We start from the raw sequence: 12,912 nt of genomic DNA on the forward strand, positions 1-12,912 counted from the left end.
AAAAACACTTAAATTACTGATAAATAATAAAATAAATTATGTAAAAACAAAAACAAACAATTGTCAACATTATGCAGTAAGGCAAAGAACAAATTCTTTGTAAATATGTTTACATAAATAAATAATTGGATAGTTTTGTTTGTTTACAAATGTAAAAGCAAAGATGTTTACTTTTGTAAAACAAAAATTTACACATGGATTTAGAACAATTATTCAATCAAAATAAAGAACAATCATTGCGAGGTCGTTACATCACGCTGGATGAAATTGAGCCATTGTTGAAAAAAATTAATACCAATAATCAATTAGAAATTATTGGAAAATCAGTTCTTGGTGCACTTATTTATAAGTACCAAATTGGAACCGGAAAAACTAAGATTCTGCTTTGGTCCCAAATGCACGGAAATGAAAGCACAACCACAAAAGGACTATTTGATTTTTTGAATGTGTTGCAAAGTAATTCGGATTTAGCCCAAAAAATGCTAAACTCATTTACTTTTTGCTGCATTCCAATGCTGAATCCGGACGGAGCAAAATTATACACTCGTGAAAATGCGAATAAAGTAGATTTAAATAGGGATTCACAGCATCTTTCACAACCGGAAAGCAGGGTTTTGAGAGCGACTTTCGAAAGCTTCCAACCTGATTTTTGTTTTAATCTTCACGATCAGCGCACTATTTTCGGAGTTTCCGATACTGGAAAACCTGCAACAGTTTCCTTTTTGGCGCCAGCTTACAACGATGCTCGAGAAATTAATGAATCGAGATTGAAAGCTATCAATTTGATTGCGGAGATAAATGATGTTCTGCAACAGTATATTCCGGGGCAGGTAGGTCGTTTTGACGATTCATTCAATATAAATTGTATTGGCGATACTTTTCAATATATGGGAGTTCCAACTGTTTTATTTGAGGCAGGGCATTTTTCGAAAGATTATCTCAGGGAAGAAACGCGTAAATATATTTTTATGGCTTTGATTTCGAGTTTTCAAATACTGGGCGAAAACGTTATAGTTGTTAATAAATTAGATAAATATTTGAGTATTCCTCAAAATAAAGTCGTTTTTTATGATTTTATGTATAAAAATATCAAAATAAATTATGATGGTATCGAAATAATCACGAATTTTGCTGCTCAATACAAGGAAGAGTTGGTTGAAAATCAAATTTGTTTTAATGCTTACATTGTCAAGATAGGCGAATTGGATGATTGTTTTGGACATTTTGAATATAATGCAGAAGGAGCTCTTTATGGCGATAGTCAAAATAATATTCCTGAATTAGATCAAAAAGCTGATTTTTATTTAAATAACACTCTTAAGTTTGTAAATGGTTTGATGATTTCTTAAAAAAGAATACTAACCATTTCTTTTTATGTAAAATTTTGCAATTGCAACTAATAATATTAATTTAAGAATTATGAGTAAGTTCCGTTTAGACGAAGTAGATCACCAAATATTGGATATGTTGATTGACAACACTAGAATTCCATTTACAGACATTGCCAAAAAACTTTTAATCTCTGCCGGTACCGTGCATGTTAGGGTTAAAAAGATGGAAGATGCAGGAATTATTATGGGTTCGTCACTAGTGCTTGATTATGATAAATTGGGCTATTCTTTTATAGCTTATGTTGGGGTTTTTCTTAATAACACTTCACAAACCAAATTTGTTTTGCAACGTATTAACGAAATTCCTTTTGTAACCGTAGCTTCAGTAACAACCGGAAAATTTAATATTTTTTGCAAGATTAGGGCTAAAGATACCAAACATGCAAAAGATGTAATCTTTATGATTGATGATATCGAAGGTGTTTATAGAACAGAAACCATGATTTCATTGGAGGAAAGCATAAATGATAAAAAGCGTTTGATGCATACTATTTTTAAGAATATGTAATTCATTTGAAAGCTATTGCCACATATAACCTCAAGTGAATTCTTGAGGTTTTTTTTTAACACTAACTACTATGGTAACACTAACTAATCTTTAAGAACAATATGTATACGCTTCCAAAAATAGAACGTTTCAACCAAGCGGTTCTTTCTAAATATCACATCTACAACAGTGTTTTTATCACGTTGCCATTTGATTCCATAGACAACACGGGAGTTTTACTGCCATTGTTTACTGATGTTTGCGACAATGGGTTCAAAAAACAGGAAACACCTAAAGAAATTGTTGATTTTTTTTCCAAGAAATATTTGCACACAGTTTCCGAAACGGAAAAAATTGACTTGATGTTTCGTTTTATCCAATACATCGAACGTCAAATTGTTCTTTTTGATGCTATTGAAGATGCTGCTTTTCCGGTGGTAAATAATATGGAAGGAAGAGGTTCCTTGAGAGATATCAAAGAAAAATCAGATGCCAAGAACAATAAAGAAGAACTGATTGATTTTCTGGAAAACTTTAATGTTAGAACGGTTTTAACGGCGCATCCAACCCAGTTTTATCCTGGTGCAGTATTGGGTATCATCAATGATTTGACCGATGCCATTCGTAAAAACGATTTGCTAGACATCAAACAATTGTTGGCTCAATTAGGAAAAACTCCTTTTATCCAAAACGAAAAGCCCAATCCTTACGATGAAGCAGTCAGTTTGATTTGGTATCTTGAAAATGTTTTTTATGAGACATCAGGCGAAATGGTGCATTATCTTCAAAAGAATGTTTTTAATGGAGATTTTATCCAAAATCAATTGATAAAATTAGGTTTTTGGCCTGGTGGCGATCGTGATGGAAATCCATTTGTAACAACAGAAATCACCCTGAAAGTTGCAGAGAGACTAAGAACTTCGATATTGAAATGCTACTACATTGAAATGAGAAGTTTAAAAAGAAAACTGACATTTTATGAAGTGGATGTTTTGGTTGCTGAATTGGAGAACAAGTTGTACCGTTCTGTTTTTTATTCAAAAGGAGAGATTTACATCACTTTGGAGGAATTTAAAACCCAATTGAATAAAATTAGGACCATTGTCATAGAAAAACACCAATCTTTGTATCTCGAAGAATTGGAAGCGCTACTTATAAAAGTAAACTTGTTCGGGTTTCATTTTGCTTCTTTGGATATTCGCCAAAACAGTAAAATACACGATGCTGTTTTTGCTGATGTAGTCAAGTTTTATTTGAATTCTGGTTTGTCAATATTTCCTACAAATTATTTCGAATTGACGGAAGACCAGAAATTTGAGGTTTTATCCAATGTCAAAGGAAATCTAGATTCAAATGATTTTGATAATGAAATAACAAAATCTACGTTAGAATCCATTCAGGCCATACGCAAAATACAAGAATCTAACGGAGAATCCGGAGCTGATAGATATATTATTAGCAACAACGAAAGTGCGTTGAATGTTATGGAGACGTTTGCGCTTTTTCATTTGAACGGTTGGGAAAATTTATCTGTGGATATTATTCCTTTGTTTGAATCCGTGGACGATTTGCAGAATGCCCATGTTATTATGGAAAAACTCTACAATAATCCGGCGTATGCCAATCATTTGAAAAACAGGCATCAAAAACAAACCATAATGCTAGGTTTCTCTGATGGAACAAAAGATGGCGGTTATTTGATGGCCAACTGGAGTATTTACAAAGCCAAAAAAGAATTGACGGCAATGTCCAGAAAATATGGAATTCACGCTATTTTCTTTGACGGTCGTGGCGGGCCTCCAGCACGTGGTGGCGGAAAAACACATAAATTCTATGCTTCATTGGGGCCAAAAATTGAAAATGACGAAATCCAGATTACCGTGCAAGGACAAACCATAAGTTCTAATTTTGGGACATTGGATTCTTGTCGTTACAATTTAGAAAACTTGTTGAGTGCAGGGGTTACCAATCATATTTTTAGTAAAGGCAAAAACGAATTGACTAGTGGCGAAACAGCTATTCTGGATCAGTTGGCAGAATTAGGGTACGAAAAGTATTTGAGTTTCAAGAATCATCCTAAATTCATTCCTTATTTGGAGCAAATGAGTACCTTGAAATATTATGCCAAAACCAATATAGGAAGTCGTCCTTCTAAAAGAAGCAAATCGGAACATTTAGATTTTGCTGATTTGAGAGCCATTCCTTTTGTAGGATCTTGGAGTCAATTGAAACAAAATGTACCTGGTTTCTTTGGTGTGGGTTCTGCATTGAAACATTTTGAAGACAATGGACAATGGGATAAAGTGCAAGATTTGTACAATGATTCCTTGTTCTTTAAAACCTTGTTGGAAAACAGTATGATGTCTTTGGCTAAATCATTTTTTCCTTTGACAGCTTATATGAGAAAAGATCCAGAATTTGGAGATTTTTGGCAAATTATCTATGACGAATTTTTGGTAACAAAAAGTATGTTGTTGAAAATTGCGGGTCATAAAGACTTGATGGAAAATTATCCTGATGGAAAAGCATCGATTGATATAAGAGAACGTATCGTGTTGCCATTGTTGACAATACAACAATATGCTTTGTTGAGAATTAACGAATTGAACAAGGATGAAAATCCAGATTTGGAGTTGATTAAAACTTATGAAAAGATTGTAACCCGTTCCCTTTTTGGAAACACGAATGCGAGTAGAAACTCGGCTTAAAAAGAATTTAGAGTTAAGATTTTAGAATTCAGATTGTTCTATAAATATTTAAAATTAAGATATGAATTCCAATCAATTGCCCGTAAATGAATATTCTCAGTTCAATGCGACTTACATCAATGCGCTTGACAATGTAGAATTGTTGGAAGAATTAGAAATCAGTTTACACGATTTTATCAGGTTTGTCCAGAATATTCCAATGGACAAATTTGATTATCGTTATGCCGAAGGCAAATGGACGATCAAGGACATTATCCAGCATATTATTGATGCCGAAAGAATTTTTGGTTATCGCGCTTTGCGAATTTCCAGAAACGACCAAACGCAATTGCCAGGATTTGAGGAAAATGATTATGTGGAAAATACCGATGCCAACAGCAGAAGCATTCAAGGATTGTTGACGGAATTATCGGCCTTGAGACACTCTAATTTGTTGATGTTCAAAAGTTTTACCGAAGAGCAATTGACCCGAATAGGCACTGCATCCAATCATTCTATTTCGGTGAGAGCTTTGGGATTTTTGATTATTGGACATCAAAAACACCATCAAAAAGTTTTTCAAGAACGATATTTATAAAAGATTGCCACAAGGACACGAAGTCGCAAAGTTTCTAATTTTAGTTTTCTTTGTGACTTCTTGTGTTTGCGTTCTTTTTATTCTCAATGACGGCCAAATTTTGATTGGATCGGAATTTTTCACCCGAAATTTTATTTCAGTTTGGCTTATATTTTTGGTTAAAGTAATAAAAAAAGGAACTCGATTAAGAGTTCCTTTTTGTGTTTTATATCGAAAAATTAATTATTCATCGTCTTCATCATCCTCATCTTCTGGAATGTCGCTTTCATCTGTGTCGTCATCGTCATCGTCGTCTTCTCCAGAAACATCATCGTCTTTGTACTCTGGTTTGTCGTCATCGTCATCAACCGCGTCGTCATCGTCTAAGCTGATGTCTGCGATTGGTTCGATTTCTATTTCATCGTCCTCATCATAATTTTCGATTCTGTCAGCAAGTTTGGTACTTACTTTTACTAAATAAATAGTATCTTCAGTTCGCACTTCAACAGCTTCGATTAGTTCGTTTCTTGCGTTTCTAAAACGGATAATGTTTGAATCATCATAGCCGTCAGGAAATCTTTCGACCAGGAGGTTCAAGATTTCGTGGGTAAGTTTTGCGTAGTCAACAATTACTCTTTTCATAAAAATAGTCTATAAATCCAACAAATAGGCGAAAATTAATGGAGCAACGATAGTGGCATCCGACTCTATAATAAATTTTGGGGTTTTGATGTCTAATTTTCCCCAAGTGATTTTTTCGTTTGGCACAGCTCCAGAATACGAACCATAACTGGTTGTTGAATCTGAAATTTGGCAAAAATAGCTCCAGAAAGGAATGTCGTGCATTTCCATGTCCTGGTATAACATTGGGACAACGCAAATTGGAAAATCTCCAGCAATTCCTCCACCAATTTGGAAGAAACCTATGCCATTGGCACTATTTTTTGGATACCAATCGGCCAGGAAAGTCATGTATTCTATCCCGGATTTCATGGTTGATGCTTTCAAATCTCCTTTGATTACGTAGGAAGCGAATATATTTCCCATCGTGCTATCTTCCCATCCTGGTACAATAATAGGTAAATTTTTCTCTGCAGCGGCATACATCCAGCTGTCTTTTAAGTCAATTTCGTAATATTCCTCCAAAACTCCCGAAAGTAACATTTTGTACATGAATTCGTGAGGGAAATATCTTTCACCTTTGTCATCGGCATCTTTCCAAATTTTGTAAATGTGTTTTTGCAAACGACGGAATGCTTCATGCTCGGGAATACAAGTGTCGGTAACTCGGTTTAATCCTCTTTCCAATAAAGCCCATTCGTCTTCCGGAGTCAAATCACGGTAATGAGGAACTCTTTCGTAGTGGGAATGTGCCACTAAATTCATGATGTCTTCCTCAAGATTTGCTCCTGTGCATGAAATGATTTGCACTTTGTCTTGGCGAATTACTTCGGCAAAAATTTTACCAATTTCGGCGGTACTCATTGCACCAGCCATACTAACCATCATTTTTGCCCCGTTGGCTAATTGTTGTTCGTATGCTTTTGCGGCATCAACTAAAGATGCAGAGTTGAAATGCAAATAATGCTTTTCGATAAATTGACTGATTGGTCCTTTACTCATTTTTTTAAATTTAAAGATTTAAAAATCGAAATATTGAAAAAACATTCTCAAATTTAACGAATTTTTAATTTAACTAATTGTGTATTAACTATTTATTTTTGTCGTAACCTAATATTTTTAAAACTTGTTCTGCCGTTTGTTGTTCCGAGAATACTTCGGTTGCCAATATTCCATTTTCATCTTTATCAATGAGAATGTGTTTAGGTTCCGGAATCAGGCAGTGATGCAAACCACCGTAACCACCTATGGTTTCTTGATAAGCTCCTGTGTTGAAAAAACCAATGTATAAAGGTTTTTCCTTATTATATTTGGGCAAATAAATGGCATTCATGTTCTGCTCTGAATTGTAATAATCATCGCTGTCACAGGTCATTCCGCCCAATAAAACTCTTTCGTATGTATCGTTCCAACGATTGACGGCCAGCATGATAAAACGCTTGTTGATGGCCCAAGTATCCGGCAAAGTGGTAATGAAAGAAGAATCAATCATATTCCATTTTTCCCTGTCGTTTTGTTGTTTTTGATACAAAATTTGATAGATGGCTCCACCGCTTTCGCCAACGGTGAAAGAACCAAATTCAGTGAAAATATTTGGAACATCCACTTCGGCTTCGTCACAGGCAATCTTGATTTGATTGATGATTTCGTCAATCATGTATTGGTAATCGTATTCAAATGCCAAGGAGTTTTTTATTGGAAAACCACCACCAATATTCAATCCGTCCAATGTTGGACATTCTCTTTTCAGGGCCACATACACCTTGATACATTTGACCAATTCGTTCCAGTAATAGGAGTTGTCATTGATACCGGTATTGATGAAAAAGTGCAACATTTTAAGTTCCAGCTTTTTATTGTCTTGAATTTGTTTTTTGTAAAATTGGACGATATTTTTGTAACCAATACCCAAACGAGAAGTGTAGAACTCAAATTTTGGTTCTTCCTCGGCAGCGATTCTAATCCCGATTTTGAATTTTCTTTTGATTTTGTTTTGCAGGATATCGAGTTCTTCGTAGTTGTCAATTATTGGAACGGTGTTTTTATGGCCATTATTAATCAATCGAGAGATGTTTTCGATATATTGGTCTCTTTTGAAGCCGTTGCAAATAACGTAAGTACTTTTGTTGATTTTACCTGATTCCAACAAATTTTCAACAATATTAATGTCAAAAGCCGAGGAGGTTTCGATATGAATGTTGTTTTTGAACGCTTCGTTCATTACATATTCAAAATGGGAACTTTTCGTGCAATAGCAATAGTAATATTTGGCCTCGTAATTGTTTTTTTCCATCGACTTGCGAAACCAGTTTTTGGCTTTGTTGATGTTGTTGGAAATCTGGGGCAAATAGGTAAATTTTAATGGCGTACCATATTTTTCGACCAATTTCATCAAATCGATGTTGTGAAACTCGAGATTGTCTTTGTTTAGGCTGAATTCTTCTTGTGGGAAATAATAAGTTTGATTTATTAAATCGAAATATTTTGTATTCATTTGGCTTTGTGTGTTTTAGATTAATTGTATTTAAAAAATAAATTAAGCTAAAATTCAAACCCGAATATTGGCATAGACAATTTGAAGCTTTTCGTGATCGGCTTTCAAATATTGAAATATGTCAAAACTAAAGGAACCTTTAATGCCATAAAAACGTTTCAATATTCTTTGAAAAGAGCTATTGTTGTCGTTTTTGATGGAACTATAATTTCTTTGGTTTTGATTGTTTTTCATTGCTGCAAATGTAAAAAATATAATAGACGCAAAGCAACCCTTTTTATAAAAAAAGGTTAAGATTTATAATCTTGGAAAGCTTTTAGAATCAATTCGTTTGCAACAGATTGATTTATTTTTATTTTCCCGATACCTTCAATCAATGCAAACTGGATATTTCCATACTCATTTTTTTTGTCGTGAATAAGTAATTCCAGAATGGGTTCGATGTCATTTTCTTCAAAAACAACCTCATCATAAATGGCTTTTATGGTAGATTTTATTTCTTGATATTCGCGAGGAGTCATCAATCCTTTTTCTAACGAAATATAACTTTCCAATATCATTCCAACGGCTATGGCTTCGCCGTGCAGTAATGTTTTTTTGTTTTCGTTTTCCAGAAAATAACTTTCGATGGCGTGGCCTAATGTATGTCCAAAATTTAATGCTTTACGGATATTTTTTTCTGTTGGATCCTGAATCACTATTTCATTCTTTATTTCGACTGAACGGTAAATCAATTCATCAAAATCTGCATAATCGATGGCTTTTAAATCCAGGAATTTTTCCCAGTAGGCTGTATCGTATATCAATCCGTGTTTAAGCATTTCGGCAAGACCGGAGCGCATTTCGTTTTTAGAAAGTGTTTCCAGGTATTGAGTGTCAATAAGCACCATTTTTGGCACATTGATAACGCCAATCTGGTTTTTTAAATTGCCTAAATCAACACCTGTTTTTCCGCCCACGGAAGCATCCACCATAGAAAGTAAAGTGGTTGGAATATGAATAAAATCCATTCCTCGTTTGAATGTTGAGGCCACAAAACCTCCCAAATCAGTTACAACGCCACCTCCAAGATTGATTACCAAACTTTTTCTATCAGCGCCAAGTTCTGTCAGGACATTCCAGATTTGGACGCAAGTTTCAATATTTTTGTTGGGTTCGCCAGCTTCAAATTCTATTATTTCAATTGTAAGATTGGTTTCCAGACAAGGTAAAAATTTAGGCAAGCAAAGTTCATTTGTTTCACTGTCAACAATGATGAACAGGTTTGAATAGTTACTCTCTTTTAGGTATAAATTAAGGGCTTCATATCCTTTTTCGTTAAAATAAATTGGATAATTATTGGCTTGAATAGATTGCATATTATTTAATTGATTAAAAAGGCAAAATAAGGTAATTTTTGCTAAATAATTTTCAAAACTCTATTTATATTTGTAGAAAAATATAACAAAAAATGAAAAATTTATTCAATAATACCCAGATTGCATTTTCATTAAAAAGCGATACCGAACTCGATAGAGCTTATTTTCTTTTCAAAATGATTGCCAACGAACCCTTGGTTCGTATTGGAACTGCCGTAACAAATTTTGCCATCAAAGCAAATCTTCCGGTTGAAGGTTTGATTAGAGCCACGGTTTTTGACCATTTTTGTGGTGGTGTAAATGAAGACGATTGTATAAGTGTGGTAGATAAAATGTATGCCAAAGGAGTTTCATCTGTTTTAGATTATTCCGTTGAAGGCAAGGAGGAAGAAGAGCAGTTTGACGCTGTTTTGGAAAAAACCTTGAAATTGATTGATTTTGCCAAGGAAAAAAAGGCGATTCCGTTTGCTGTTTTTAAACCATCAGGGTTTGGACGTTTAAAATTATATCAAGATATAGGAGAAGGAAAAAAATTGAATGCCGCCGAAACGGAAGAATGGAATAGAATTGTGGCTCGTTTTGAAAAAGTGTGCAAAACCTCTTATGACAATGATGTGGCTTTATTGATTGATAGCGAAGAAAGTTGGATGCAAGATGCTGTCGATAATTTGGTCGAAGAAATGATGCAAAAATACAATAAATCAAAACCCATTGTTTATAATACCTTGCAAATGTACCGTTGGGATCGATTGGATTATTTGAAAAAATTACACATAAAAGCAAAAAAAGAAGAATTTTTCATTGGAATGAAACTAGTTCGTGGCGCTTATATGGAAAAAGAAAATGAACGTGCCATAGAAAAAGGATATCCAACACCTATTTGTGCCTCTAAAGAAGCGACGGATGAAAATTACAACGCAGCCGTAAAATACATGGTCGACAATATTGACAGCATGTCTGTTTTTGAAGGTACCCACAATGAGTCTAGCACTTATTTCTTGATGGATCTAATGCAAGAAAAAGGATTGCGAACCAATGATGACAGAATTTGGTTTGGCCAATTGTATGGAATGAGTGATAACATTAGTTATAATTTGGCTGCAAATGGATATAATATTGCCAAGTATTTGCCTTTTGGTCCCGTAAAAGACGTGATGCCATACTTGATTCGCCGTGCGGAAGAAAACACTTCGGTTGCGGGACAAACCAGTCGAGAATTGGCAATGATAAAAGCGGAGCGCGATAGAAGAAAAGGGAAATAAAAAAGTATCCAGTCTGCAGTTTTCAGTAGTCAGTTTAAACCCGACAGGTTTTTAAAAACTTGTCGGGTTATTTTTTTATGAATGGCTAAACTGCAGATTGCTCAAGTTTTTATAAATTCCATTTTCCAAAGCTATTAATTCCTGATGCGTTCCTTGTTCCGCAATTACGCCTTTGTCAAGAACTAAAATCTGGTCTGCACTGCGAATGGTCGAAAGACGGTGGGCAATAATGATGCTCGTTCTTCCTTCCATCAAGATTTCCAAGGCTTCCTGTACCAGTTTTTCACTTTCGCTGTCCAAAGAAGAAGTGGCTTCATCCAAAATTAAAATACTCGGATTTTTGAGCAAAGCCCTGGCAATTGCAATGCGCTGTCTTTGTCCACCGGAAAGTTTAATGCCTCTTTCGCCAACTAAAGTTTCAAATTTATCTGGAAAACTTTCTATAAAACTTAAGGCATTGGCCTGTTTAGAAGCCAAAATAATTTCTTCATCGGTGGCATCTGGTTTTCCGTAAGCAATATTTTCCTTAATGGTTCCGCCAAATAAAATCACGTCTTGGGGAACAATACTCATATTTCCGCGGAGATTTTCCAAGTCATAATCGTAGATATTTTTGCCGTCTACCAATATTTCGCCGCTATTAATGTCGTAAAAACGCAATAGAAGCGAAGCAATGGTTGATTTTCCAACACCGCTTGGGCCTACAATGGCTATTTTTTGACCAAAGTCAGCCGTGAAGTTAACCCCTTTCAAAACTTTCATTTCTTTTCTGGAAGGGTAGGTAAACCCTACATTTTTGAACGTCACGTTTCCTTTTATTTTTTGAACGGAATGGGAACTTTGTGCCGAATTGATTTTTTCCGGAGTTTCTTCCAATAATTCAAAGACTCTTTCGGTGGCTCCAATGGCTTTTTGAATTTGGGCATACAATTCGGCGATTCCACCAAAAGAAGCTCCAACGAAGGTCGAATACAACACAAAAGATATTAATTGTCCCACACTCATTTCGCCGCTGATGCTCAATCGAACTCCATACCAAACCACGGCAACAATGGCTCCGAACAGACAGAAAATAATGAAGGAAGCAAAATAACCTCTGTATATTCCGCCTTTGATGGCCAATTTTACCACTTCATTTATTTTTCCTTTATAACGGGCAATTTCATACCATTCATTGGCGAAAGCCTTTACTATACTTATTCCTTGCATTGTTTCTTCGACAATTACCTGACTTTCGGCAACTTGGTCCTGTACTTTTTTAGAGTATTTCCTTATAAATCTACCAAATATTACTGCGGCTACAGCCACAAGCGGCACTACGGAGAGCATTAATAAGGTCAGCTTGATGCTTTGGGTTGCCAATAGGATGACACCGCCAATAATTAAAATGAATTGACGCAGAAATTCAGCAATTGTAGTTGTTAAGGTGTCCTGTATTTGAGTGATGTCGGAACTGATGCGACTGTTTAATTCACCAACACGCTTTTGGGAAAAAAACGACATCGGCAATTTTACCAAATTACTGTATAAAGAGAGCCTAAGGTTGGCTAAAGTATGTTCCGTGAAATTGACAAATAATGATAGTCTAAAAAAAGAACAAATTGATTGCAGAAACAATATTACGATGAGTAATAGAGCAATATTGTTTGCTTGATCATAACTTTTATCCTTCACGCTGTCAATTAACATTCCCATCAATTTAGGAAAAGCTAGGGCCGTGGCACCTGTCAGCAATAGAAAAATTAAACCAACATAAAATTTCCAACTATGGTTTCTTGCATATCGAAATATGAGGGTTGCCTTGTTTAGTGAACTTGCCGTAATTTTTGATTTGGGTAAATCATTTTCTTTAAATCGAGCCATTGTTATTATTTTGTTTTTACAAATATAATACTATAGTGATGCATCGCTAAAATATTAGGTTCTATTTCGTATTTAAATGAACATTGTGGAACTCAAAATAAATTTTAATTTTATTTCTGCATTTTGTTTGCAAATACAATATCTAAGTGTATATTTGCACACCTTTAAAAAA

Annotated in this window: 11 protein-coding genes; 5 read left to right on the forward strand and 6 right to left on the reverse strand. The window is 34.8% G+C overall.

Annotation, left to right across the window (positions count from 1 at the left end):
* Positions 1-194 precede the first annotated feature (194 nt).
* The 4 genes from C0430_RS06010 (at position 195) to C0430_RS06025 (ending at position 5,163) form a co-directional block, all read left to right on the forward strand.
* Positions 195-1,349, forward strand: coding sequence for a M14 metallopeptidase family protein (locus C0430_RS06010; protein ID WP_290866598.1), 1,155 nt, complete (start codon positions 195-197; stop codon positions 1,347-1,349).
* A 70-nt stretch (positions 1,350-1,419) separates the two neighbouring features.
* Positions 1,420-1,899: a winged helix-turn-helix transcriptional regulator gene (locus C0430_RS06015; protein ID WP_073371425.1), complete on the forward strand. Its 480-nt coding sequence runs from the start codon at positions 1,420-1,422 to the stop codon at positions 1,897-1,899.
* 101 nt (positions 1,900-2,000) lie between these two features.
* Entirely contained in the window at positions 2,001-4,586 is a 2,586-nt protein-coding gene (locus C0430_RS06020; protein ID WP_290866607.1) for a phosphoenolpyruvate carboxylase, read from the forward strand.
* 61 nt (positions 4,587-4,647) lie between these two features.
* On the forward strand, positions 4,648-5,163 hold the full coding sequence (locus C0430_RS06025; protein WP_290866610.1) for a DinB family protein: 516 nt from the start codon (positions 4,648-4,650) through the stop codon (positions 5,161-5,163).
* Positions 5,164-5,385: 222 nt separating this feature from the next.
* Here C0430_RS06025 and C0430_RS06030 read toward each other — a convergent pair whose 3' ends face one another.
* The 5 genes from C0430_RS06030 to aroB all read right to left on the reverse strand — a co-directional run bounded on the left by C0430_RS06030 (position 5,386) and on the right by aroB (position 9,615).
* Complete coding sequence (locus C0430_RS06030; protein WP_290866614.1) at positions 5,386-5,784, reverse strand: DNA primase; 399 nt, start codon at positions 5,782-5,784, stop codon at positions 5,386-5,388.
* Between the two features lie 9 nt (positions 5,785-5,793).
* A complete protein-coding gene (locus C0430_RS06035; RefSeq protein WP_290866617.1) occupies positions 5,794-6,765 on the reverse strand; it encodes a deoxyhypusine synthase family protein in 972 nt (323 codons plus the stop codon).
* A gap of 88 nt (positions 6,766-6,853) precedes the next feature.
* Complete coding sequence (locus C0430_RS06040; protein ID WP_290866620.1) at positions 6,854-8,257, reverse strand: arginine decarboxylase; 1,404 nt, start codon at positions 8,255-8,257, stop codon at positions 6,854-6,856.
* Positions 8,258-8,311: 54 nt separating this feature from the next.
* Complete coding sequence (locus C0430_RS06045) at positions 8,312-8,491, reverse strand: hypothetical protein (RefSeq protein WP_290866624.1); 180 nt, start codon at positions 8,489-8,491, stop codon at positions 8,312-8,314.
* Positions 8,492-8,547: 56 nt separating this feature from the next.
* Positions 8,548-9,615 (reverse strand): 3-dehydroquinate synthase, encoded by a 1,068-nt coding sequence (gene aroB, locus C0430_RS06050; RefSeq protein ID WP_290866627.1) that lies wholly within the window; start codon positions 9,613-9,615, stop codon positions 8,548-8,550.
* A gap of 92 nt (positions 9,616-9,707) precedes the next feature.
* Here aroB and C0430_RS06055 point away from each other — a divergent pair, with 92 nt between their 5' ends.
* Positions 9,708-10,877: a proline dehydrogenase family protein gene (locus tag C0430_RS06055; protein WP_290866630.1), complete on the forward strand. Its 1,170-nt coding sequence runs from the start codon at positions 9,708-9,710 to the stop codon at positions 10,875-10,877.
* A 75-nt stretch (positions 10,878-10,952) separates the two neighbouring features.
* On the opposite strand, the gene C0430_RS06060 is transcribed toward C0430_RS06055, so the two are convergent.
* Entirely contained in the window at positions 10,953-12,740 is a 1,788-nt protein-coding gene (locus tag C0430_RS06060; RefSeq protein WP_290866633.1) for an ABC transporter transmembrane domain-containing protein, read from the reverse strand.
* Between the last annotated feature and the right edge of the window lie 172 nt (positions 12,741-12,912).

It is taken from the genome of Flavobacterium sp. (assembly GCF_013823965.1).
Taxonomy (GTDB): Bacteria; Bacteroidota; Bacteroidia; order Flavobacteriales; family Flavobacteriaceae; genus Flavobacterium.